The sequence below is a fragment of the Reichenbachiella sp. genome, from assembly GCF_039941815.1.
GTDB lineage: Bacteria > Bacteroidota > Bacteroidia > Cytophagales > Cyclobacteriaceae > Reichenbachiella.
In genome coordinates this window covers 329,978-353,416 of sequence record NZ_JBDVDW010000032.1, presented here as the reverse complement: position 1 = coordinate 353,416, position 23,439 = coordinate 329,978, and the positions used below count along the sequence as shown (strand labels likewise).

At 40.7% G+C, this 23,439-nt stretch carries 21 protein-coding genes; 12 read left to right on the top strand and 9 right to left on the bottom strand.

Going from position 1 to position 23,439, the window contains the following annotated elements; translation table 11 throughout:
- Positions 1 to 17: 17 nt before the first annotated feature.
- Positions 18 to 2,405 carry an ABC transporter permease gene (locus ABJF11_RS08795; RefSeq protein WP_348119437.1) on the bottom strand — a complete coding sequence of 796 codons (2,388 nt, stop codon included), beginning with the start codon at positions 2,403 to 2,405 and terminating at the stop codon, positions 18 to 20.
- Positions 2,406 to 2,521: 116 nt separating this feature from the next.
- Positions 2,522 to 3,253, bottom strand: coding sequence for a DUF547 domain-containing protein (locus tag ABJF11_RS08790; RefSeq protein WP_348119436.1), 732 nt, complete (start codon positions 3,251 to 3,253; stop codon positions 2,522 to 2,524).
- A 135-nt stretch (positions 3,254 to 3,388) separates the two neighbouring features.
- Here ABJF11_RS08790 and rpoN point away from each other — a divergent pair, with 135 nt between their 5' ends.
- Together rpoN and ABJF11_RS08780 are read left to right on the top strand one after the other, a co-directional pair.
- Positions 3,389 to 4,813, top strand: coding sequence for an RNA polymerase factor sigma-54 (gene rpoN / locus ABJF11_RS08785; RefSeq protein WP_348119435.1), 1,425 nt, complete (start codon positions 3,389 to 3,391; stop codon positions 4,811 to 4,813).
- Complete coding sequence (locus ABJF11_RS08780) at positions 4,813 to 5,418, top strand: PA-phosphatase (protein WP_348119434.1); 606 nt, start codon at positions 4,813 to 4,815, stop codon at positions 5,416 to 5,418. Before rpoN ends, ABJF11_RS08780 begins: the two co-directional genes overlap by 1 nt.
- On the opposite strand, the gene ABJF11_RS08775 is transcribed toward ABJF11_RS08780, so the two are convergent.
- From ABJF11_RS08775 to ABJF11_RS08755, 5 genes are all read right to left on the bottom strand, one after another.
- A complete protein-coding gene (locus ABJF11_RS08775; RefSeq protein ID WP_348119433.1) occupies positions 5,415 to 6,161 on the bottom strand; it encodes an outer membrane beta-barrel protein in 747 nt (248 codons plus the stop codon). The two genes, ABJF11_RS08780 and ABJF11_RS08775, sit on opposite strands and share 4 nt — an antisense overlap.
- Positions 6,162 to 6,250: 89 nt before the next feature.
- Positions 6,251 to 6,967, bottom strand: a complete 717-nt coding sequence (locus tag ABJF11_RS08770; protein ID WP_348119432.1) for a CpsB/CapC family capsule biosynthesis tyrosine phosphatase — start codon at positions 6,965 to 6,967, stop codon at positions 6,251 to 6,253.
- Positions 6,968 to 6,996: 29 nt separating this feature from the next.
- Positions 6,997 to 9,327: a polysaccharide biosynthesis tyrosine autokinase gene (locus tag ABJF11_RS08765; RefSeq protein WP_348119431.1), complete on the bottom strand. Its 2,331-nt coding sequence runs from the start codon at positions 9,325 to 9,327 to the stop codon at positions 6,997 to 6,999.
- A gap of 3 nt (positions 9,328 to 9,330) precedes the next feature.
- A complete protein-coding gene (locus ABJF11_RS08760; RefSeq protein WP_348119430.1) occupies positions 9,331 to 10,026 on the bottom strand; it encodes a polysaccharide biosynthesis/export family protein in 696 nt (231 codons plus the stop codon).
- A gap of 135 nt (positions 10,027 to 10,161) precedes the next feature.
- Positions 10,162 to 11,331 (bottom strand): glycosyltransferase family 4 protein, encoded by a 1,170-nt coding sequence (locus ABJF11_RS08755; protein ID WP_348119429.1) that lies wholly within the window; start codon positions 11,329 to 11,331, stop codon positions 10,162 to 10,164.
- A 91-nt stretch (positions 11,332 to 11,422) separates the two neighbouring features.
- Here ABJF11_RS08755 and hflX point away from each other — a divergent pair, with 91 nt between their 5' ends.
- Positions 11,423 to 12,592 (top strand): GTPase HflX, encoded by a 1,170-nt coding sequence (gene hflX / locus ABJF11_RS08750; RefSeq protein WP_348119428.1) that lies wholly within the window; start codon positions 11,423 to 11,425, stop codon positions 12,590 to 12,592.
- A 6-nt stretch (positions 12,593 to 12,598) separates the two neighbouring features.
- Here hflX and ABJF11_RS08745 read toward each other — a convergent pair whose 3' ends face one another.
- On the bottom strand, positions 12,599 to 13,180 hold the full coding sequence (locus tag ABJF11_RS08745; RefSeq protein WP_348119427.1) for an FISUMP domain-containing protein: 582 nt from the start codon (positions 13,178 to 13,180) through the stop codon (positions 12,599 to 12,601).
- Between the two features lie 236 nt (positions 13,181 to 13,416).
- Between ABJF11_RS08745 and ABJF11_RS08740 the strand changes: the two genes are divergently transcribed.
- From ABJF11_RS08740 to rodA, 9 genes are all read left to right on the top strand, one after another.
- Positions 13,417 to 14,118 (top strand): hypothetical protein, encoded by a 702-nt coding sequence (locus tag ABJF11_RS08740; protein ID WP_348119426.1) that lies wholly within the window; start codon positions 13,417 to 13,419, stop codon positions 14,116 to 14,118.
- A 9-nt stretch (positions 14,119 to 14,127) separates the two neighbouring features.
- A complete protein-coding gene (locus ABJF11_RS08735) occupies positions 14,128 to 15,000 on the top strand; it encodes a geranylgeranylglycerol-phosphate geranylgeranyltransferase (protein WP_348119425.1) in 873 nt (290 codons plus the stop codon).
- 4 nt (positions 15,001 to 15,004) lie between these two features.
- Positions 15,005 to 15,574, top strand: coding sequence for a phosphoribosylglycinamide formyltransferase (purN, locus tag ABJF11_RS08730; RefSeq protein ID WP_348119424.1), 570 nt, complete (start codon positions 15,005 to 15,007; stop codon positions 15,572 to 15,574).
- Positions 15,575 to 15,661: 87 nt separating this feature from the next.
- Positions 15,662 to 17,188: a bifunctional phosphoribosylaminoimidazolecarboxamide formyltransferase/IMP cyclohydrolase gene (gene purH / locus ABJF11_RS08725; protein WP_348119423.1), complete on the top strand. Its 1,527-nt coding sequence runs from the start codon at positions 15,662 to 15,664 to the stop codon at positions 17,186 to 17,188.
- Positions 17,189 to 17,292: 104 nt separating this feature from the next.
- Positions 17,293 to 18,321: a rod shape-determining protein gene (locus tag ABJF11_RS08720; RefSeq protein WP_348119422.1), complete on the top strand. Its 1,029-nt coding sequence runs from the start codon at positions 17,293 to 17,295 to the stop codon at positions 18,319 to 18,321.
- Positions 18,322 to 18,326: 5 nt separating this feature from the next.
- Positions 18,327 to 19,148, top strand: coding sequence for a rod shape-determining protein MreC (gene mreC, locus ABJF11_RS08715; protein WP_348119421.1), 822 nt, complete (start codon positions 18,327 to 18,329; stop codon positions 19,146 to 19,148).
- Positions 19,141 to 19,656 (top strand): Rod shape-determining protein MreD, encoded by a 516-nt coding sequence (locus ABJF11_RS08710; protein WP_348119420.1) that lies wholly within the window; start codon positions 19,141 to 19,143, stop codon positions 19,654 to 19,656. The genes mreC and ABJF11_RS08710 overlap by 8 nt, the downstream gene beginning before the upstream one ends.
- A gap of 1 nt (position 19,657) precedes the next feature.
- Positions 19,658 to 21,538 carry a penicillin-binding transpeptidase domain-containing protein gene (locus ABJF11_RS08705; protein WP_348119419.1) on the top strand — a complete coding sequence of 627 codons (1,881 nt, stop codon included), beginning with the start codon at positions 19,658 to 19,660 and terminating at the stop codon, positions 21,536 to 21,538.
- A 1-nt stretch (position 21,539) separates the two neighbouring features.
- The gene (rodA, locus tag ABJF11_RS08700) at positions 21,540 to 22,805 is read left to right on the top strand and encodes a rod shape-determining protein RodA (RefSeq protein WP_348119418.1); all 1,266 of its coding nucleotides are present in this window, start codon (positions 21,540 to 21,542) and stop codon (positions 22,803 to 22,805) included.
- Here rodA and ABJF11_RS08695 read toward each other — a convergent pair.
- Positions 22,794 to 23,426 (bottom strand): hypothetical protein, encoded by a 633-nt coding sequence (locus ABJF11_RS08695; RefSeq protein ID WP_348119417.1) that lies wholly within the window; start codon positions 23,424 to 23,426, stop codon positions 22,794 to 22,796. The genes rodA and ABJF11_RS08695 overlap by 12 nt on opposite strands.
- Between the last annotated feature and the right edge of the window lie 13 nt (positions 23,427 to 23,439).

Genomic DNA, 23,439 nt, shown 5'->3' with positions numbered 1-23,439 from the left:
GCAAGGGCCATTTTATTCTATTCGTTTCTCAAGGCATTCACAGGATTCGATGCAGCGGCTTTGATTGCATGAATACTCACAGTGAGCTGTGAAATAACAATAGCTAGCACTGAGGCAAGCACGTATGCTGTCCACGGCATGGTTACATGATACGCAAATCCATTTAACCAGTCGCTGAGAAAATAGTAGGCAATCGGCATAGCAATCAAGCAGGCAACCACTACAGGTTTGGTGAATTCTGTAGAGAGCAATATGGTAATGGTGCGGATATTTGCACCCAACACCTTTCTTATGCCGATCTCTTTGATTCGCTGTTCGGCTGTAAACATTGAAAGACCGATTAGACCAAGACACGCTATGAATATGGCTAACCAAGTAAAACTCACAATCAAGGATGCGAAATTTTCATCGTTTTCGTATTGCCGGCCAAATTCTTCATTGAAAAACGAATATTCAAATGGGTGATTAGGATTGATCTCATTCCAGATTCGCTCTACTTCCTGAAGCGTACTTTTTAAGTTTTGTTGGCGGATTTTTAGTGACAATACGCCGTTTCCAAGTGAGGAGGGCTGATATGGGAGAATCATAGGCTCTATCTGATGCCGCATATTTGCGAAATGAAAGTCTTTCACTACGCCAATCACTGTGCGCTCATTGGGCCCCTGGCTGATTTTTTTACCTATAGGATCTTCCCAGCCGATGGCTTTGACGGCCGCCTCATTCATAATAATAGCTGTTGCAGAGTCTGATTTGATATCACGAGAATAATTGCGTCCTTTCACTATTTCCATTCCCATCAAATCAAAATACTCATCGTTGACCTGCATACTGCTGACAATCCAAATATCATCCTGGTCGGCCCCTTCCGGAAGCATACCGCTTCGGCCAATACCACGGCCGGGCATTGATCCGGATAGGCCCATTTTTTCTACATTCGGTATTTGTGCAAGCCTATTTCTAAGGCGCTCTCCAGATTCTCGCAAGCTTTGATCCCCGAGATTGATAGACAAAATTTGCTCGTCTTCAAATCCCTTGTCGGATGACTTGAGATAGTCCAGTTGATAATATACCGTGATCGTACCTATGATCATGGCTATGGAGGCAGTGAATTGAATCACAACTAGTATTTTCCTAAGCCAAACCCCAGAAGTTCCTGTTTTGAAATTTCCCTTGAGGACTTTCAGAATAGAAAAACCTGAAAGCAAAAAAGCTGGATAAATGCCTGCCAATATTCCTAGTCCAAGCACTGTGCTTACTATCCACAAGATATTTTGTGAATCGCTGAGCAAATAGACCAGAAAGTTTTGGCTGAGTCCAAAATCTAAAAAGGTGCTGGACACAAAAAGGCCAATTAATGCCACCACAAGTGAAAAAAGGCAGATTACTATGGATTCAGATAGAAACTGGATAGCCAATTGGCCACGGTTGGCTCCCATTACTTTTCTCATGCCAACTTCTCTCGCTCTATTGGCTGATCTGGCAGTAGACAAATTCATAAAATTGAAAGCGGCAATCAGCACAACAAATAAACCCACTATTGCTAGCGTGTAGAGGTAATTGGCATCTCCCTTATTTGCATTAAACAAATCGAAAAGGATACCTGAAGAATTCAGATGGCTCTCTGTCAATGGCTGGAGCGTGACCTTGAAATTGTCTGGTACATTGTTCTGGCGAATGATTTCTTCCATCTTAAATTTCACGTCATCAACCTCTGCTGATGGACTGAGTGACACATAAGAAACCATAGAAATACTATTCCAACTGTTTAGGTAATTGATTGTATTGCTGTCGCTTTCGGCTGGCACCATGGACACCAGGACATCAAATTCCATCGAGGTAAATGGCGACGGGTCTTTCATGACACCGACTACTTCCAAATCGTCAGAGTTGTTGATTCTAATCGTCTTGCCCAAAGGGTCCATAGAGGAAAATATTTTGCTAGCCATGGTTTCAGTCAGCACAGCTGTGTTTGGCGCAGTCAATGCGGTGGGTTGATGTCCGGCTACTAGTTGGTAGTCGAAAACTTCAAAGAGACTCGGTTCGACATAAACCATGTTTTCTGCATAGATAGGGACTTTGTCATATTCTACAAGTGTTCGGCCGTTGGTACTAATCCGAACACTTTTTTCTACTGCTGTTAGCTCATTTTGCATGGTTTCGCTCAAAGCAGGCATGGTGATCCCAACTAGATTGCTTGTGACGCCGAGTGCCTCATCAATGGTAAGGACGCGGTAGATGTTGTCAATGTTTGAGTGAAAGCGATCAAAGGAAAGCTCCTTTTTGATATAGGTAAAAATGAGCAGGGCGGAGAGAAATCCTATGGAGAGCCCTCCAATATTGATAAAGGCTGTGGACTTACTTTTGAACAGGTTCCTCAGCGCTAGTTTGAGATAGTTTTTGACCATGGTAGTTGAGTTTTCTAATTTGAGATGTACCCAAACTAAAAAAAGTTGTACCAAAGGTCAATGAAATTATGATGGGTGGCTTTAGGTATTGACTAAGTCAAAATACCAAAATCATATCATTGTTTATTTAAGTCCCAGTTATAGTCCATGAATGATGTTTTGGCATTCTGGTTGATTTTGACTGTCGAATATGTGTTTAGAAAATCTACAAGAGTCCCCTTTTTTCTAAAATCTCCTCCATACCAACTAAAAAGTTTTGATAGTTCTAACCTATCCGTGCTGATCTTGTTTTTGCCAGTATTGGCCAAAAACTCTTTTGTCTGTTTAGTCAATTGGGCATCCAGCCTGTTTGAATCATAGGCTTCGTTCAATAACTTGGGGCAAGATACTGCGGCACATACAAGCGCAAAATGAATCCGGGGCTCATCAAAGTCTTTTCTGATTATCCCGTGCTCTATATTATTGAGAGAGAGCTCTTCTCCATCGTTTATTTCAAAGCATTTAATATCCCAGGGCGTATTGATAAATGGAATTTGTATTTTGGATCCGATGTCCTTGATACTCTCCACAGAGTAATATTTCAAGATCAACTGAATAGTCAGCGCATTGTAGACGTTTATCCAATAGCTGAGCGTCTCGTTGTCACTCCACTCGCGAGTAGGAGGCTCAAGCATCATTTCTATCAAGTAATCATTTAGAGCGCTTTCTTCATTTTTAAAGGCCGCATAATTGACCCCTCCATCTTTGTCTACATATTTTTTCAGCATTTGATCAAAAACCTGATGAGACGGCTGTGCAATGGTGAGCAAAGGAACAAATAAGATCAGAAGTAAGATTCTATATTTCATCACAATTCAATTTATACGATACCAACAAACAATAGAACTATATAATTCCGTTGATCAAATTAATAATAAGAAAGCGTTTCTTTTTGTTAAAAAGAATAAATTTGAATCAAAGAGACCAGTTCAAACAAATAGTCAATGCAAAATCTAAGTTTAATCCAGACCCTAGGTCAGAAGCTCTCTCCGCAGCAGATTCAGTTTATCAAGCTGCTGCAGGTGCCTACTGCAGAGTTGGAAGCTCGGATCAAGGAGGAATTGGAGGTGAACCCCGCATTGGAAGAAGGCAAGGAAGAGGCTGAGGATCAGGCGGAAGAAGAGACTGAAGAGGCCAGCGAGGAGTTGGACATAGAGGATTACCTGAATGAGGACGACTATGCTGGGTACAAAATGCAAGGAGACGGCAATGGTGCCGAGGAGGCTAGAGAGATGCCAATATCCTCTGGGTCATCCTTGCACGAGCAGCTTGTAGTTCAGCTGGGGTTTGAAAAACTAGATGAAAGACAGACACTCATAGGACTGCAGCTCATAGGGAGTATAGAGGCTGATGGGTATATCCGACGCGATCTGGAGGCCATCATGAACGATCTTGCCTTCTCACAGAATGTGGAAACAACTGAGGAGGAATTGGAAGAAATTTTATACAAGATTCAAACTTTTGACCCGTCTGGAATAGCAGCGCGCAATTTGAAGGAGTGCTTGCTTATTCAGATTGAAAAAAGAAATGATCTTTCAGAAGAAAACATCCTTGCTCATAAAATCGTCTCCAGCTGCTTCGATGAGTTTACTAAAAAGCACTATGACAAAATCAGCAAGAAGCTCAACGTTTCTGATGAACAGCTGAAAGCTGCTGTACAGTTGATCACCAAACTAAACCCTAAACCGGGAGGTATTACTGATGGTCTGGTGAAGACTCAATATCTGATGCCCGATTTTATTCTTACCAATAATGATGGTAAACTGGAATTGACACTAAACTCCAGAAATGCCCCTGAGTTAAAGGTCAGTCGATCATATACTGACATGTTTCAGAGTTATCACAAGAGTGATAAAAAGGATAAAAAACTCAAAGAAACTGTCTCTTTTGTGAAGCAAAAGCTAGATTCTGCCAAATGGTTCATTGATGCTATCAAGCAACGACAAAATACGCTTCTGAATACAATGAATGCTATCATCAAATATCAGTATGATTTCTTTTTGGAAGGAGACGAGAGCAAACTTCGACCGATGATTTTGAAAGATATAGCTGAAATTATTAGCATGGATATTTCTACCGTATCCCGTGTGGCAAATAGCAAATCTGTCCAAACCGAATTTGGAATCTATCCGCTCAAATATTTCTTCTCGGAAGGTATTGCCACTGATTCTGGAGAGGATGTGAGTAGCCGGGAGGTCAAACAAAAATTGAAGAAGCATATTGAAAATGAGGATAAATCAAAGCCCCTCTCAGATGATAAACTAGAAAAACTGCTGAAGGCGGACGGTTATAATATTGCCAGACGTACTGTGGCAAAATATAGAGAGCAGTTGAATTTACCGGTGGCAAGATTGAGAAAAGAATTGTAGTGGAGGGAAAATTAAACAAGGTCATTTCTTATCTGTTTCATCCGCTGCTCATGCCGACGATGACCTTTCTGATTCTCTATCGGTTCATGCCAGAGATAATCAAGCCTTTGACTATAGTCACGCTCCCTTTTTTGTTTATCACTACATTTATGATACCCGTACTGAGTATCTCTGTGCTAAAGTTTTCAGGACACATTTCAAATTTTAGTCTGGACAAACGCGAAGAAAGGATCATGCCCTTTTTCTTCGTCTCTATTTTTTATGGGTTGACCGCTTATCTTTTTGTTTTCAAAATACAGGTAAATGATGTTATTGCTACGCTCCTGCTGGCAACAAGCGTTTTGGTGGTCTTGCTTACTGTGATTACGCTATGGTTTAAGATTAGCATCCATGCAGCCGGAATCAGCGGAGTAGTTGGGTTTTTTATTGCCTTTGGTCTCAGATACCCTGATAGTCAGGCATTATATCCCCTCATGTTTTTGACGATAGCTGCGGGTCTGGTAATGAGTGCAAGACTTCAACTCAATGCTCATACTCCGCAAGAAATAATTGCTGGCTTGTTGGTTGGCCTGAGCATTTGCTCAGGCGCTATGTTCATTGTCTAGAGGCCAGACAATGAAACCCCTATAGTAGATTGAAGCATGTCTGCGGTGCCATTTGGCCCACTACTGGAAAACATATTTGTAAAATAGGTCTTATAAAAAATGCTAAAACTTCTGTAACCTAGCCTGCCCGAGGCTCCTAGTCTGAACCTATTCAACCCGAAGTCATTTTTTTTCTTGTCCTTCACTTTATTACCGAATTCGTCAGTGTATTTCAGCTTTGTGTGCGATTCAATTCTGAATGCGGCAGAACCCCCAACTGCGAGAAAAAGTCCGTCCTTTTTTTCATTGCCACTAAAGTTGAATCTTACCTCTAGAGGCATCTCGATATAGTGGACGGCTAGTTGGTTTTTCTTTAAATCACTTCCAAGTACTGTAGTAAAACCCAGTGAGTCAGTGCCATCGATATCTTCGCCATATGCAAACACATTCATGTTGTCAGCATGGCCAAACTTTTCGAAGCTAACTCCAAGACCTGGTCGAAGCTCAAATTTTTTCATAAAGTCATAAGACTTGACGAAATATAAGCCTAATGATTTTGACCTCCACCAGTGGTAAGGCACGTCAGTAGTCCGATTGACAACACTATTGAATCCAAAATCTGCGACGATTTGACCCGGTAGCTCTGGAGTCTTTTTCTTCACTTCTTCGGTAAGTTGTGCTTGAGCTAATTGACCAGCGGACAATATGAGGCAAGCGAAAAGGGCAAAAATAATTTTCTTCATCATGTATCTGTCAAGCAGCATTCTAAATTTTTGACTGGCAAAGATAGATTAATTTTCAAATTAAAAACTCTGAGTTTCATTTATCTCGAGAGTCACTTATACCATATGTCTCATAATGTGGAATTGAGCAGGTCTAGTTGCCTGCACTTTTGAAATAATTTGGATTTCACAGTTTTTCGCATCTGATTCATGTGCTTTTGGTTGTGAATATCCGACCCAAGAAAATGAACGAGTTGATTATCTATCAATCTCTGAGCGATTTTTTTGGCTTGACTCGAATAATAACCCTCGAGAGAGTTAATATTAACCTGAAACAAAACACCTGAATCAGCTAACTTATGTATGATCTGAAAATCATTTTGAAGATAGCTGTATCGTTCAGGATGAGCCAGAATTGGCTTGAATCCACGAGCTTGCAAATCGAAAATCACATCCTCCAGATAGAAAGGTTTATTCATAAACGGAGTTTCGATTAGGATGTACTGGTCACCGAAAGTGAGTAATTCTTCGCCGGCCTTTACCATTTCGTAGAATTTTTCATCCACAAAGTACTCCGCGCCGGGCTCCACCAGAATAGGAATATCTGAATCTTCCAGCATTTGATTAAGTCTGACGACCCCCTCTCGGATTATGTCTGGAGTATTTGGGTAATAGCCAAGAATGATATGAGGAGTAGTGATTACTTTCTTGTACCCGAGCTTGCAGAGTTGCGACAGTATTTCAACGGCGTCCTCCCAGTTGCTAACCCCGTCATCAATATTTGGAATTAGATGAGAGTGTAAATCTGTCTCAAGAAAATTACCCTTGGTTTTAAATAAATTAAACAACACTTAAGTTGATTATTTTGAACGTTTCATTAGTCTTCATAATACCCATATCCGTAGCCATAGCCATAAGACCCTTTGCCTGTCTTGACCCCGTTGAGTACAACAGATAAGCGTTCAAACTTATTGTTTGAAATGAGACTATGAACAGACTTGAGATACGATCTTCTGGAGTAATCAGCCCGCACTACATATATCGGCAGATCTGCTTTTTTCATCACCAGTATACCATCCGTGACTAGACCTACTGGCGGAGAGTCTAAAAATATCACGTCATACATGGTTTTAAGCTCATCCAAAAATGCATCAAACTGCTTGCTTAGCAGTAATTCCGACGGGTTTGGAGGCATAGGTCCAGCAGATATAAAATGCAAATTATCAAGCTCGGACTCTTGGATACAGTCTTTTAATTTTTCCTTTCCAATTAGAATAGTGCTCATTCCTCTTTGAACGTGTTCAGCTTCAAAGGCAATATGAACTTTTGGTTTTCTCATATCCAGATCGACCACTACTACTTTTTGCCCGGCATAGGCAAATACGGCTCCAAGGTTCACTGCGATAAAGGTTTTGCCTTCTCCACTAACTGTTGAAGTCACGGAAATCAGCTGATTTTTCCCAGTGGCCGCAATGAATTCCATGTTGGTACGAATCGATCGTAAGGATTCGCTGATCGATGACTTTGGATTGTCAGTAACGATCAATTTGGAATTGGCTAGCTTTTCTTGTTTATAATGAGGAATGAGTCCCAAAATAGGGGCGTGCATTATTTTTTCCAGTTCTTTTTGGCTAGTGATCTTATCATGTAGCAAAAACTGAATGGCCATAAACAATATGCTCATGATCAGGCCTACTACAATACCAAGACCGTAAATCAAGACTTTTTTAGGGTGAATCGGCACATTGGAAACAGATGCGGGAGACAGTACTACAAAATTGGTCACTGTACCGGCACGCGCTATTTCGAGCTCAATTTTGCTTTGTATCAGCGAAAAATAGAATTCCTCCTGCAGTGTATAGAGTCGGCGATTTTTGTTGTATGAAGTTCCCATTGAAGGCAGTTCAATGAAATTGTTCTCCAGAAGTGTTCTCTTTTTATTGAGTTCTTCAAGGTCCTGAACCAAGTTGTTCTTATAGGCAACCAGCACTGAATTAGTCGTGCTTTTTGCCAACTCAATTTGTTGATTGAGTCGGCTAATTACTTGTGTGCTTTCGTTGTAAGAGTTGAGTTTCAATTCACGTTCATTGACCAATTCGTTGTAGTTACTTATCAATTTGGCTATCCCTGGAGGGATATTGAGTACGCTTACCGTTCGATCATTTTTGAAATTCTCACCAATCAAATCTACCTCCGTCAGGTGATCACGCATTCGATACCTTTGAGAATCCAATTGATTTAAAAGCGCTATAGTCCTGGCAAGATCTCCGGATAGGTCTGTGGTTCGATTCTGAATGGTAAACTTTTCAAAGTAATCCTCATATTCCACAAGCTCCTTTGATGTTTTGGCCATTTGAGTCTCAAGAAATTTGATTTTTTGCTCTACAGCCAGATTTTTGGCATTCTTGGTAAAGGCAAGGTAGATTGTATCTATAGCCTCCAGTAGATTTCTTGCTTTTGTTTGATTGAAATCAGAAAGAGAAATCTTAATGGTATTGGCGTTAAAATTGATCGGCTCTACTGTGACGTGAGACTCCAAATATCGGATAAGGGCCTTCTTACTGTTGAGTACAAAATAGAAATCAACCAGGTTTTTCTGAACATCAAAATGCTTTGTTTTCTCTAGTGTAAACACAAAATCTTTGGTAACTACAGGGCTACTAAATTTTTGAGTGTCACCGATTTTACCTCCTAATGCCACGCATGAAATCGTGTACTCAGTATCATTAAGAATTTCTACATCGAATCTATTATCTCTTAAATTTGGGTTGAGCAGTTCATATTCTACTACAAAAGGCGAGTTGCCATATCTCTCATCGACCAGATGACTTCTACCTGGATGATAGTAAGAAATATCCATTCCGACGGCATCAACTACTTTGCTAAAAAATAGCCGGGATCGCAAAATTTCAATTTCGCCAGCCAAACCTTTTATGTCTTGCTCCAAGGGATTCTGCAGCCCAAGTAGGTTGGCATCGTTTTTAATATCAAGTTTTAATATGGACTCTGCACTATATATCGGCTTTGTATATCTTATATACAAAAACGCTACGCTGATAGTCGCAAGAATAATTGCCAATACCCAAGGCCAACTGGAAACAAATACTTGTCTTAGTTTCTCAAAATCTAAATCGTTGAATACATCCCCCGAATCATCGAACCGGTTCTGCGGACTATCTTGCGGTATATGGACATTTCTGGGATTCACAGCCTATAAGTTTTGAAGTACAAGTACAAGGGCCAATGTGCTACTCAGCAAACTAAGTATAGGTGCAATATCCCGCGTACCCTCGAAGAAGGGCCTCCTCCAGGGCTCTATATATATGATATCACCGGGTTCGATATCCAGCATAGACTGCTTCATCCCTGATACTGTAGCCAGATTCACCTGAAAAATCTCTGGATTAGCGAGATTGCCTCTAATGACTTTGATGTTCTGAGCTTTCGACCCCATGTCCAGACCGCCTGACAATGCAAGAACTTCTACCAATGATACATTTTCATTTTCTAATGGTATTATTTGACCACCCTGAGCTGTGGCTCCCAACACCACTACTCGCTTGTTAGCGAATTGAAGTCTGACAAAGGACGCTTTGTAATAAGCGTTATATTTTTCTTGAAGTGTGGATTCTGCTTGATCCAGACTGAGCCCATCTATTTTAACCTGGCCCACAATTGGAAACTTGACTGTACCATCAGTTTTCACCAGGTAATTAAATGTACGCCTATTTTGTAATCCCTGGGCATTTCGTTGCAATTCATTGTTGGGATCCACGATTCTTTCTCCATCATTGGTGAAGACATCAAGAGTAAGTAGATCATCTGGCTGAATTACATAATTCCTTTCCGCCTGATTGACTGCAGTTGTCAAATCACTCTCAGTGAAATTTTCATCCAACTTAAACATTATGTCTTGCTTATAGGCTTTACAACTACAGAGTAGCATGCTGAGTAGGGCGGGAAAAATAATTAGATTAAACCTTTTCACTATGACGGGTTTCGACCAAATTCTATTCAAACGGTAATATAAAACAGAACAAATTTATTCATGGGATATTTGATTCATAATATTAGCCATATGGCTCAAATATCGAGAAATCACGAGTTGTTCGTCGAATTTTTCTTCTACAAGAGCTCTTCCATTTTTGCCCCACTCATCGAGTTGACGAGTTGACATCGTACATATTCTTTTCATCTTGTCTGCTAAATCATTCACGTTTTTTACCTCGCACATCAATCCAGTTTCGCCATCGACGATCACTTCTCTGCATCCGGCTACATTGGTGGTAATCACCGGGCGTCTCAGTGCCGCAGCTTCGAGTAAGGTCCTGGGAGTACCTTCGCCATACGATGGGAGTACAACACAACTGGCATTCGCGATATATGGCCTCACATCTTCTACCTCACCCAGATATTCTATTGCCCCAGATTGAATCGATTCGTCGATCTCTTCTTTGGATATCCCTCGGACATGCGACGGGTCAAGCTTACCTAGCAGCTGTATTTTAGTGCCAGGATATATTTCTTTGATCAATTTAGCCGCTTTAATATATTCGGTAATACCTTTTTCTTTGATGAGTCTGGCGATCAGTAGAAATGTCGTATACTCGCTTTCCCTCTGTCCTGTAGCTTGAAAATGAGATAAATTTATCCCTGATCCAGGAAGTAAATCTGTTTTGAGCTTGGGCAAATTTATTTCTGCCTGAAATACTTTCAGGTCATCACTGTTTTGGAAAAATACAAGGTTGGCTCTTGAGAATGACCATCGATACAATTGCTTCGCCACCATAGAGGTCAGTCCTCTGGCGAGGAATACCGTACCGAGACCACTTACATTATTAATTACAGGAATTTTTAACTGTTTGGCTGCCAACGTTCCATAGATATTCGGCTTTATCGTGAAATTGAGAACAATGTCGGGCCTATGTGACCTAAAGACACTTTTCAGCTCCTGCAATAATAGGTAATCCTTGAATGGGTTGGATCCCGTATTATCCAGGGCTATTGGTACAAATGTGCATCCAGCTTTTTCTATTTTCTTCGAAAAACTGTCAATTGGAGCAATTGCTAAAACCTCATGACCCTCATTAATAAAGGCTTTGATTAAGCCTAGTCGAAAATTATAGATGTTCCAGGATGTGTTTAATGTGATGGCTACTTTCATTAGCGCCTGCATGGCCGCAGTTAATTTGCCTCCAAATATATTTAGCATAGCAGAGATCAGTGTCAATCAATCGACGAATATTCGTATTTCATTGACGTAAATCCTGATAATTGATCAATTTTGCATTAAATAAGATTGTATGGGAGATTATTATAATACAAGGAAGGAAGCAGAAAAAGCTGTATTGGTAGCCTTGGCACCAAAAAAACAGTCCTCTGAGAAGACTCAGGAGTATTTGGATGAGCTTGAATTTTTGGCGAAGACCCTTGGGATACTCACCAAACAATCTTTCGTTCAAAAGCTGGATAAGCCAGACATAAGGACATTCGTAGGTAAAGGTAAGTTGGAAGAGATTATCACATTTGTAAAAGATCAACAAATAGACGTGGTCATTTTTGATGAAGATCTTTCTCCTTCTCAGCTGAGAAACCTTGAAAAAGAGTTGGAAGTGAAGATCTACGATCGCAGCTTATTGATCCTTGATATCTTTCTGAAACGAGCCCAAACGGCTCAGGCAAAGACCCAAGTGGAGCTGGCAAGGTATCAATATCTGATGCCCAGGCTTACTCGCATGTGGACTCACCTCGAAAGACAGCGCGGAGGTACTGGAACTAGAGGTGGAGCTGGAGAAAAAGAAATCGAAACGGATAGAAGAATGATTCGAGATCAGATAGCTGTGCTGAAAAAGAAACTCGAAAAAATAGACCGCCAGGGAGAGACAAGACGAAAATCAAGGTCAAATGTAGTGAGGGTTTCACTTGTGGGATATACCAATGTAGGTAAATCTACAATCATGAATATGCTGTCAAAAGGAGACATCTATGCAAAAGATGAGCTGTTTGCCACGGTAGATTCCACAGTCAGAAAGGTGGTGATTAATACGATTCCTTTTTTACTTTCTGACACCGTAGGTTTTATTCGAAAGCTACCGCATAACCTAATCGAGTCTTTCAAATCTACATTGGATGAAGTGCGAGAAGCAGATATTTTGCTCCATGTAGTAGACATCTCTCATCCATCATTTGAAGAGCAAATGCAAGTGGTCAACGATACCCTTACCGAACTAGGAGCGAGTGATAAAGAGATGATTGTAGTCTATAATAAAATCGATCAGCTCAACGCGCATGAGGGAGGGGAAGAATTTGATTTCATTTCGGGCATAGATACTACTACCAAAAACAAAACTAATATTTTCATATCAGCTATTGAAAAAACAAATACTGCTGAATTCAGAAAGGTGATTTTTGAAAAAGTGAAAAACCACCATCGTAAAATTTATCCTAATTATTTAGCACCAGAATACTACTAGAGCAGCTTAGTAGTCTTTGACACAGCGACAGCTGTTCATATTTCTTGCACTGATCACATCGTGAGCTACTTCATCATAGTCTGCATAGAGTGAGATCAAGCCTGCCGTTCTTTTGTTGCCGATTTCTGCATCCCAAAGGTGAGCTGTCTTTCCAATATCACTGAATTGACCCTCGACATTTGAGAATCCAGCCATCAGAATATTGAGATTACTTACACCCCCTTCTTTAAGTTCTTTAGCCGCTGTTTTATAGCCGCCATAGTTGAGCATGATTTCCTGCCACTCGAGCTGCGTAGAGAGGTGCCATCCGTCAGGACAAGCGGTCTTAGCATCTACCCAATTGTATAATCTGCCGAACTTGCCACAGTATGCAGGGTAGTTTTTATAACAAACGGAGCCCTCAGTTTCGTAGTTGAGATTTTCTGCCATCCACTCTCTTTCTATAAATATCCCACCTTCCAGCTCTATTTTCAGAGTGACGGTTTTATAAGTTTTACCATCACGGGCATCAGTAAGGGAGCCCATTTCTTGAGCCATAGCGCCGTAGGTAAGTGCAAAAATGACAAGTAGAGTAGATAATTTTTTCATGTTCGATTTATTAAGGTTTAATCGAGAATTAGTAATGATTGCTGAAAATAATACAAAATTTGGGTATACCCATTCAAAAATATAAAATTTCTATGACTCGGCCTCATTTTGCAAATCTTAAACAATGTATTAAATTTATGAAATATCCCTGTCAAATGGAATTATCTGCTAATGAGGGGGTTATAAAATTATTTTAAATTTAGAGGCCCCAACTTTTAGAATAAATTCAAAATAAAATGGAACAGACAAATGGTTCTTCATATAAGGCGATAATATATCTACTCACCGTTTTTTTCTGCTTGTTTTTGATCCACATTAGCGAAGTTGTAACCTCTCATTATCATCAAGAAGGAATCAATAATATCCAAACTTCAGAAAAACAGAACCGTCCTAAAAAGAAAAAACCTACACAGCAGACAAAAAAGATAAAAGCTTCAGTTCCCGATACACTAAAGCAGTCTGTCGACGAAAAAATTGCCAATGTTGATTCAACAAATACGCTAAAACAGGTGAAAAAAGATGACAAGGCTTTTTTCACTGAACTTTATCAGAACTACATGGCACAAAGAACTAAGTCAAGCCCTAAGCAACAGGCAAGAACCGACTTAGTCATTAGATACTACAAAAAGAAGAAGGACGGCGACCGCATCTATAAACTCAGAGAGCTTGGATTCTATATCCATGAGAGACAAGCGGTTGATGATTTTGATGGATATGCATCTAATGCTATTTTCTATGGAGACTCGGTCAGTAAGGACGATCTAATGATCATCGCCTATCATTTGAAACAAAATAAAGTCGACCTTCAAAGCATAAAACTATCAAAATTTCACGATGCATGGAAGGCTCATTCTGTAGAAATAGGGACAGACACGACCGCTTTAGACAATGCAGCTTTTACTTTGGCGAATCTAAGAAAGTTGGGGGAGGATATGTAGCTTTGCAGCATGCAGAGGAGGTCCCACATTCAGTTGCTTGCAGATGCCCTTAGGCTCAGCAGGTTCAACAACCTGATTATAATATTTGTGACTCAATATGCTGGAGCCATTTTTCTATTGAATCCGGAAAAATCACCACTCTATGTCCTTACTGATATCCGCTTTTTTGTGCTTGTCCTGAGTACCACAATTATAGCCGCAGCAGGATACTACATCAACGATTACTACGACATCAAAATTGACCTAATCAACAAGCCTTACCGAGTGATTGTGGGTAATACGATCAAAAGGAGACCTGTTATGATCGCACACACCACGCTTAACGCCATTGGGATATTGCTCGGTGCATTTGTGTCTCTTTGGGTCGGCGCCATCAATTTATTATGCGCTTTCCTGCTATGGTGGTATTCTAATCAACTCAAACGACTTCCCTTTATAGGAAATTTTGTTGTGGCAGTGCTCACAGGCACTACGTTACTGGTGTTGTTAGTCTACTACAGGTCCTCTGATTTGCTCGTAATGACCTATGCATTTTTTGCCTTTGGCATCACTTTGATAAGAGAGATTATCAAAGATATCGAAGATGTAGAGGGAGATGCTAGCTATGGAGGATTGACCCTGCCAGTAATTTTTGGAATAAGGAAAACCAAAATTATCCTGCTGCTTTTGATTCTGGCATTTTTTGTCAGCTTGGTTGTATTTCTTCTCAGGATAGAAAATATTTATCTACTTGGTTATTTTGGAGTGTTGACCATACCGCTGGCCTATTTCGTGTTTAGGCTCATTCGAGCTGACACCAAAAATCATTTTGCCTATCTGAGCAGCTATTGCAAATGGCTTATTATTGCAGGCATTTTAAGCTTAACATTTTTAAAATTCTAGTACAATGAAGCGGCTGGCCATATTTGCATCAGGTAGTGGTTCTAATGCAGAACAAATCATCAATTATTTTCACGAAGGAGAAGCCGTAAGAGTTGAGCTGGTGTTATGTAATAAGCCAGAAGCTTTTGTGTTGAATCGTGCCAGCAGGCTTGGGGTTGAATCCCACCTGTTTGACCGTGAGGCATTCTATAGTTCTGATGCTATTGTGAATATTCTGAAGCAAAAAAAAATTGATCTCGTCATACTTGCAGGATTCCTTTGGCTGATACCAAAAAACCTTATCGATGCTTTTCCTGATCGGATCATCAACATTCACCCTGCCCTTCTGCCCAAGTATGGAGGCAAGGGCATGTACGGTGCACGAGTACATGAAGCCGTAGTTGAAAATGCTGAGAAAGAGAGCGGAATCACGATTCATCTGGTAGATGAAGTGTATGACAATGGGGCTATTCTCGGTCAGTATAAATGCCCTGTCCTTCTATCAGATACGGCTGAATCTGTAGCAGGCAAAATTCATGAATTGGAGTACAAGTACTTTCCAAAAACCATTGAAGAATACCTACGCAAGATTTGATGAGTTTTCAGTAGAAAACTTTGCATTATTTCTCCTCTTGTGCTAAATAAATAAGTACTTTTGCCCCTTATTTTTTAAAAGGGGAATATGGGATCTAAAAAAATTAAATCTGCACTAATTTCTGTCTTTCACAAGGACAATCTTGACAATATTGTAAAAGTTTTAGCGGCCAATGATGTCACTATCTATTCTACCGGAGGGACGCAAAAATTCATTGAAGACTTAGACATCGCGGTGACACCGGTAGAAGAACTTACAGATTACCCATCCATCTTTTCAGGCCGGGTTAAAACCCTGCACCCAAAAATTTTTGGAGGCATCCTAAACAGGAGAGATAATACGAGCGACCAAGAACAAAAGGAAACTCATAATATTCCTGATATAGATCTAGTCATTGTAGACCTGTATCCATTTGAAGCTACTGTGGCCTCAGGTGCAAGTGAAGAAGAGATCATCGAAAAAATCGATATTGGAGGAATCTCATTAATCAGAGGTGCAGCAAAAAATTTCAACGACGTATTGATTGTTTCATCCATGGAGCAATATGAGGAGGTTTTAGGCATGCTCGATTCACAAGAGTGCCAAACCTCTCTGGATCAGCGAAGAGCATTTGCTTGTAAAGCGTTTGATATTTCTTCTCATTATGATTCTGCCATTTTCAACTACTTCAATAAAGAAGAAGATGAGCCCGCTTTCAAACAAAGTATTAGAAACTCTCAGTCATTGAGATATGGAGAGAATCCACATCAGTCAGGCAGCTTCTTTGGTAATTTGGATGAGCTTTTTGATCAGCTCAATGGCAAGGAACTGTCCTACAACAATTTAGTAGATGTAGATGCCGCAGTGGCTTTGATTAGAGAGTTTGAAAAAGAGACTGCTTTTGCCATCATTAAACATACCAACGCCTGTGGAGTTGCCAAAGGTAAAGACGTAAAAGAAGCCTACTTGAAGGCCTTGTCTTCAGACAATGTTTCGGCTTTCGGAGGTATTTTGATCACGAATCAGACGATCGACGAGAGTGCTGCCGAAGAGATAAACAAACTTTTCTGCGAGGTGCTTATTGCTCCTGGGTTCAGCAATGAAGCACTCGGGCTCCTCAAATCAAAAAAGAACAGAATAATCTTAAAAATTAAGGATTTGAAACCGAACCCTGTCCAATTTAAATCACTACTGAATGGTGTGATTGTCCAAGACGCAGATCTAAAAACGGATCAAAAGGAAGATTTGAAAGTAGTGACTAATGAAGCGCCTACGGAAGAGCAGGTAGAGGCCTTACTTTTTGCCTCTAAAGTATGTAAACATACCAAATCGAATACAATAGTATTTGCGAATGGTGACATGATGCTTTCGAGTGGGACAGGCCAAACTAGCCGAGTAGATGCCTTGAATCAGGCGATAGAAAAAGCTTCCAGTTTTGGTATGGATTTAAATGGAGCTGTGATGGCATCGGATGCCTTTTTTCCATTTCCTGACTGCGTAGAAATTGCACATAAGGCAGGGATCAAAGCGGTGATTCAGCCTGGTGGGTCTATAAAAGACCAACTTTCAATTGATTATTGTGATGAGGTAAACATGGCCATGGTGATGACAGGGACTCGCCATTTCAAACACTAAGTATTCAATTACTCAATATCTCTGGATGTTAGTATTGATTACCTGATTTTTTGTGCGTAATTTGTGATCTTTTGATCATCAAAAATATTTGAGCAAACTTAGTTATGGGAATATTTGATTTTTTCTCGAGTGATATTGCGATCGATTTGGGAACTGCCAATACGCTGATCATTAGCAAGGGAGAGGTCGTAGTAGACGAGCCTTCTATTATCGCTATTGACAAAGCCAAAAACAAGGTGCTGGCAATCGGAAGTGAAGCCATGCAAATGCATGAGAAAACTCATGAAAGTATAAAAACAATCCGTCCACTCAAAGACGGAGTGATTGCTGATTTCCAGGCCGCTGAATCTATGATCAGAGGTATGATCAAGATGATTGACAAGGATAAGAAACGATTGTTTCCGGCTTCTCACCGGATGATCATTTGTATTCCTTCTGGTATCACAGAAGTAGAGAAGAGAGCCGTACGGGATTCCGCTGAGCATGCTGGAGCCAAGGAGGTATTCATGATTCATGAACCTATAGCGGCAGCCATAGGAATCGGGATAGATATTGAAAGACCTGATGGTAGTATGATTGTCGATATCGGTGGAGGAACAACCGAGATTGCTGTCATTGCATTGTCAGGAATAGTTTGTGATCAATCGATTCGCGTAGCTGGTGACGCATTCAATAAAGATATTTTGGATTACATGAGAAGGCAGCACAATCTTCTAATCGGAGAGCGTACAGCTGAGAAAGTAAAAATTCAAGTAGGCTCTGCATTGACCGAATTAGATGAGGGTCCGGAGGATTTTGATATTCGCGGGAGAGACCTAATGACCGGTATTCCTAAAGTAATTAAACTCTCCTATTCTGAAGTGGCATTTGCCATTGATAAATCAGTTTCTAAAATAGAGGAGGCCGTCTTGAAAGCGCTGGAAATAGCGCCCCCGGAATTATCAGCAGATATCTATGACAACGGGATTTATCTCACCGGAGGAGGTGCCCTGCTCAGAGGATTGGATAAGCGTCTTGGAATGAAAACCAAACTTCCAATACATATAGCCGAAGATCCATTAAAAGCTGTGGTAAGAGGCACGGGCAAAGCGCTCAAAGAATTGGATCGATATCGAGCAGTATTAATGCAATAAACTAAATGCAACGACTCCTCCAGATTCTATACAAGTATAGGACCTTCATCCTGTTGATATTGCTGGAAGGAATCTGTTTCTGGATCATTGTCAACTCTAATAACTATCACGGAGCAAAGTATTTTACCTCCTCAAATCGATTAGTGGCCACTATAGCGTCGGCCTCAAATCAGGTAAGTGACTATTTCAGACTTGCTGAACAAAACAAATATCTGGCTTTGGAAAATGCCAAATTGAGGCAACGGATATTGTCTTTGTCTGATTCTGCTTCCACAGCCAGTTTGTTACTCGACTCCGCCCGTCTGGGTATCAAGGCGAAGGTAATAGACAATTCACTTTTTTTTAGAAATAACTATCTCACTCTCAACAGAGGACATGCGGATGGCGTACACTCAGGAATGGGCGTCGTAGGTCCAGACGGAATCGTAGGGCAAGTACTACACACCTCTACAAATTATTCCACCGTGATATCTTTGCTCCATAGCAAAACAATGATTTCTGCCCATCATAACCCCACTCGAACGTTATGCTCTGTAGTTTGGAAGGGAGAAGATCCTTTGTACGCCGAATTACTGTTTCTTCCCAGGCACATACCCATCACTCCGGGAGATTCTATAAGCACCTCTGGTTTCAATTCAATATATCCTGAGAACCAGCTAATAGGTATAGTAAGCGAAGTACATTTGGAAGATGAAGCTACGTTTTATCAAGCCAAAATTAAGTTGGCAACGGGTTTTTATAACCTAACACATGTCTATCTATTGGACTTGAGTGGCAAGGAAGAAATCGATTCTCTCAATCAGGAAATTAATAAGCTTTATGAATAGGTTTAATGTTTTTGGTGGACTGATTCGAGCGATTCTTTTGATATTGGCGCAAGTTATTCTGTTTAAGAATTTGGTGCTATACGATAGTGCATTCTGCTTTGGCTACATCCTAATCTTCCTTATGATTCCGATGGACACTAACAGAATAGTGCAACTTCTGACTGGATTTATCGTGGGGATTATTATTGACTCATTCTACAATACGCTCGGGATTCATGCTGCAGCATGTGTCCTTTTGGTCTATCTAAGAATATATTGGTCTAAGATTATGACTCCAAGTGGTGGCTATGACTCAGGGCCCAAAATAAACGTAAGAACACAAGGAATCGTATGGTTTTTGACGTACTCCTATCCCTTGATTTTTGTACACATACTTCTATTATTCTTTATAGAAGCTGCAGGATTTGGGCTGTTTTGGCAAACCCTGTCCAAGGTGTTCTACAGTTCGATTTTTACAATGACTGTGGTATTGATCATTCAATATTTGTTTTATAAAAAAATGAAATAGAATGAATGAAGACAGGAAATATATTGTCCGAATTGCAATTGTACTAGTGGCATTAACTTTTCTTGTCAAGCTGTTTTTTATCCAAGTCATAAACGACGATTACAAAGCGGCTGCAGAAAGCAACATTATCCACGCTGTTACAGAGTATCCTTTTCGCGGTTTGATCTTCGATCGTAATGGAAATCTCCTCGTTTATAATGAGCCCATTTTTGATCTCGAAGTTGTGCCTAAGGAGGCCTACATAAAGGACACCCTGCTTCTTAGCGGAATGCTCGGTATAGAGTATGATGATTTAATGACAAATCTATATAAGGCCAGACGATACTCCTCTATTCAGCCCACTACTATTGTCAAACAAATTCCAAATCAAGTATTCGCTCAAATTCAGGATAAACTGGTAGAATACGAAGGAATATATCCTAAAGCTCGGACTATTAGGGGATATCGGTACAATAGCCTGGCCAATGTATTTGGATATATAGGAGAAGTGAGTCAGCAGCAATTAGACAGAGATTCTACTCAGTACTACAAAGGTGGTGATTATCTGGGCATTACTGGTTTGGAATCATCCTATGAGAAATATCTAAGAGGCAAACGTGGAGTAAAATATAAAATGGTAAATGTCCGACGAGTAGAAAAAGGCTCCTTCAAAGGTGGAGAACTTGACACCTTGGCTGTACCAGGGGAAAACCTTACCCTCAGTATTGACATTGAACTTCAGAAATATGCTGAGAAACTCATGGATGGTAAAATTGGTAGTGTGGTGGCCATTGAGCCTGCTACTGGTGAAATTTTAGCTTTTGTCTCAGCTCCTGACTATGAACCATCAAAATTGGCTGGCCGCTACTTTAGTGAAAACTTCAAGGCATTAAGGACAGACAGTTTGAAGCCGCTATTCAACAGGCCGCTAATGGCCATGTATCCTCCCGGATCAATATTTAAAATTGTTCAGGGCTTGATTGCGTTGGAGGAGGGTGTTATTGGGGCGAAGGATAAAATTTATTGTGATGGATCGTTGATAGGTGACCATGCACCTCCTGGTTTTTATGATATGCGCAGGGGAATCATGTTATCCTCCAACAACTATTTTGTAAAAGTCTTCAGATTGGTAATCAATCAGCACCCTGAACTGAGCCAGTTCGAACAGGCGCCAATTGGTCTTGCCAACTGGAAATTGCAGGTCAATAGGTTTGGCCTGGGAACCCCTCTTGGGATAGATTTGCCAAATGAGAAATCAGGATTTATGCCTGGCCCTGAGTATTACAACAGAGTATATGGCACCGGAAGGTGGAAATTCTCTAATCTTACTTCGCTGAGTATTGGACAAGGAGAAATTTTGATGAACCCGATCCAGATGACCAACCTGGCTGCCATCATGGCCAACAAGGGATTTTATTATCGGCCTCATATTGTGAAGTCCGTTGGAGAGTCTAATTACTTGTTACCACAGTTTAAGGAGAAAATCGAAACCGGGATTAGTCCGGAGCACTTTCCAGTCATCATTCAGGGAATGGCCGATGCACTGAGAGGCACAGCTCCTCGTGCCATAGTACCTGATATCGAAATCTGTGGTAAGACAGGTACCGTGGAGAACCCTCATGGCGAGGACCATTCAGTTTTTATGGCCTTTGCACCCAAGGACAGTCCAAAAATTGCTATCTCTGTCTTTGTTGAAAATGCAGGTTGGGGAGGCCGAGCAGCCGCTTCTACCGCAAGCCTTTTAATAGAGAGCTACCTGAAGGGGAGTCATTCAAGACCCTGGCTGGAGGCTTACGTGCTCAAAGGAGATTTTAGAGATAGAAAACGGCGCGTCATTGCGACGGATTCAACGACAGAGGCAACCGCCATTGAATCTCAAACCGAAACAATAGGAGGACTATAGCATGAGAGGAGATAGCATACTAGATCGAGTAGATTGGGCAGCGATAGCCCTATATTTTGCCATGGTTTTGCTTGGGTGGTCTAGTATATATGCTGCTGTATATGATGAAGAAAATGCTTCAAATTTAATTTCATTAGCTTATAATCCTGGAAAACAGCTTATTTGGATCGGTACGGCCATGATTATCATTGTAGCGATCATGAGTTTGGATTTCAAATTTTATGATTACTCCGCCTACATTATTTATGGAGTTGTACTTGTTTTACTGATCGCTGTATTGACTACCGGTACCATTGTGGCTGGTTCCAAGTCCTGGTTTCAGATAGGGAGTTTTAGATTGCAGCCCGCAGAATTTGCCAAGTTTGCCACCGCTTTAACTCTCGCTAAGTATTTGGGAGATATTCACGTCAAGTTTGAACAAGTAAAAACCCAACTCATTGCGCTTGCTATTTTTGGAGTTCCTATGCTTCTGGTGTTGATGCAAGGCGATGCTGGATCAGCCATGGTTTTTGGTTCATTTGTGATTGTGTTATTTAGAGAAGGAATATCTCCTATCTATTTTATCCTCGGTATTGGATTTATCATCTTGTTTATTTTAACACTGCTGGTGAGCAAAACTGTTATATTCATAATCACAATAATTATTTGTGTAATTGCCATCGGAGTATCCTTCAAGCACCCAAAGAGAATCATAGCCACGATAGTACTAGGAGCAATGGTTTTTGCTACAGTAATAAGTGTGGATTTTTTGATGACCAATGTACTAAAGCCCCATCAGAGGAGCAGAGTGATTTCCCTCGTCAACCCTGATGCGGATCCATTGGGAGCCGGGTGGAATGTCACCCAATCGAAAATTGCCATCGGATCTGGTGGGTTTTTTGGAAAAGGCTTTTTGGAAGGCACACAAACCAAGTTTGATTTTGTACCGGAGCAGAGTACTGATTTTATTTTCTGTACAATAGGTGAAGAGCAAGGTTGGATGGGCAGTCTGGTACTTGTCGCATTGTTTGTTGCACTACTCATCAGAATCTCAGTAATAGCCGAACGCCAAAAATCCAAGTTTGCACGAATTTATGGCTATGGAGTACTCAGTGTGTTCTTTTTTCACTTTGCTGTGAATATTGCCATGACAATAGGGTTCTTCCCGGTTATTGGCATACCGCTGCCATTCTTTAGCTATGGTGGTTCATCCTTGTGGTCATTCACAATTTTGTTATTTATTCTAATCAAATTGGATTCTCATCGCATGCAAATCCTAATGCGATAGTTCTTGATTCGGCTCTACTTTTGTGAATGTAGGATCGTCAATTTTGACCTCATAAAAGTCAAAATAAAATTCATTTTCCCCACCCTGAACAATCTTTACATGCATGGGTAGCTCATGGCCATCAACCAATTCCCAGTTAGAATAATAAATCTCAATAAGTTCTGCACTGTCAAAAGGATTGGTTAGCTCAAAACTATGTATGCGTGCACCGGTCGAATCATTTTTGATGGAAATTATTCTTCCCGTACTGTCGAGGTATCTTTGATCAGCGGTGAGGGTGAAAATGAAGGCGGGCTCAATCGCAATCATATGAAACATATGACCTTTACCCACGGCAATTTCGGGAATATCGGTCCAACGGTCTACTTTATCGCGATTGAGTGTAAACCCAAGAGTATCACCGTAGGATATGGCGTCGTATCGCTCCTTGTCGTTAGGATAACTTTGAATAAACCTTGTGTAACCATCAGTTGTGGCATGCAACTCTGTATGATATTCCCCCGATGGACCGGAGCAATTGGCTTTCGAAACTATGGAGTATGGAGTTTGAGTATCTGGTATATTTGAGCAACCCATTATGAATAAGGCAGTAAGAATAATTCTAAGAGTTGATTCAAGCATATTTTGACCGTTT

Bases quoted from the DNA above. Each gene is read 5' to 3' on its own strand.
- ABJF11_RS08795 (WP_348119437.1), bottom strand. From the start codon at position 2,405: ATGGTCAAAAACTATCTCAAACTAGCGCTGAGGAACCTGTTCAAAAGT.
- ABJF11_RS08790 (WP_348119436.1), bottom strand. From the start codon at position 3,253: ATGAAATATAGAATCTTACTTCTGATCTTATTTGTTCCTTTGCTCACC.
- rpoN (WP_348119435.1), top strand. From the start codon at position 3,389: ATGCAAAATCTAAGTTTAATCCAGACCCTAGGTCAGAAGCTCTCTCCG.
- ABJF11_RS08775 (WP_348119433.1), bottom strand. From the start codon at position 6,161: ATGCTGCTTGACAGATACATGATGAAGAAAATTATTTTTGCCCTTTTC.
- ABJF11_RS08760 (WP_348119430.1), bottom strand. From the start codon at position 10,026: ATGTTTAAGTTGGATGAAAATTTCACTGAGAGTGATTTGACAACTGCA.
- ABJF11_RS08755 (WP_348119429.1), bottom strand. From the start codon at position 11,331: ATGCTAAATATATTTGGAGGCAAATTAACTGCGGCCATGCAGGCGCTA.
- hflX (WP_348119428.1), top strand. From the start codon at position 11,423: ATGGGAGATTATTATAATACAAGGAAGGAAGCAGAAAAAGCTGTATTG.
- ABJF11_RS08745 (WP_348119427.1), bottom strand. From the start codon at position 13,180: ATGAAAAAATTATCTACTCTACTTGTCATTTTTGCACTTACCTACGGC.
- ABJF11_RS08740 (WP_348119426.1), top strand. From the start codon at position 13,417: ATGGAACAGACAAATGGTTCTTCATATAAGGCGATAATATATCTACTC.
- ABJF11_RS08735 (WP_348119425.1), top strand. From the start codon at position 14,128: ATGCAGAGGAGGTCCCACATTCAGTTGCTTGCAGATGCCCTTAGGCTC.
- purN (WP_348119424.1), top strand. From the start codon at position 15,005: ATGAAGCGGCTGGCCATATTTGCATCAGGTAGTGGTTCTAATGCAGAA.
- purH (WP_348119423.1), top strand. From the start codon at position 15,662: ATGGGATCTAAAAAAATTAAATCTGCACTAATTTCTGTCTTTCACAAG.
- ABJF11_RS08720 (WP_348119422.1), top strand. From the start codon at position 17,293: ATGGGAATATTTGATTTTTTCTCGAGTGATATTGCGATCGATTTGGGA.
- mreC (WP_348119421.1), top strand. From the start codon at position 18,327: ATGCAACGACTCCTCCAGATTCTATACAAGTATAGGACCTTCATCCTG.
- ABJF11_RS08710 (WP_348119420.1), top strand. From the start codon at position 19,141: ATGAATAGGTTTAATGTTTTTGGTGGACTGATTCGAGCGATTCTTTTG.
- ABJF11_RS08705 (WP_348119419.1), top strand. From the start codon at position 19,658: ATGAATGAAGACAGGAAATATATTGTCCGAATTGCAATTGTACTAGTG.
- rodA (WP_348119418.1), top strand. From the start codon at position 21,540: ATGAGAGGAGATAGCATACTAGATCGAGTAGATTGGGCAGCGATAGCC.
- ABJF11_RS08695 (WP_348119417.1), bottom strand. From the start codon at position 23,426: ATGCTTGAATCAACTCTTAGAATTATTCTTACTGCCTTATTCATAATG.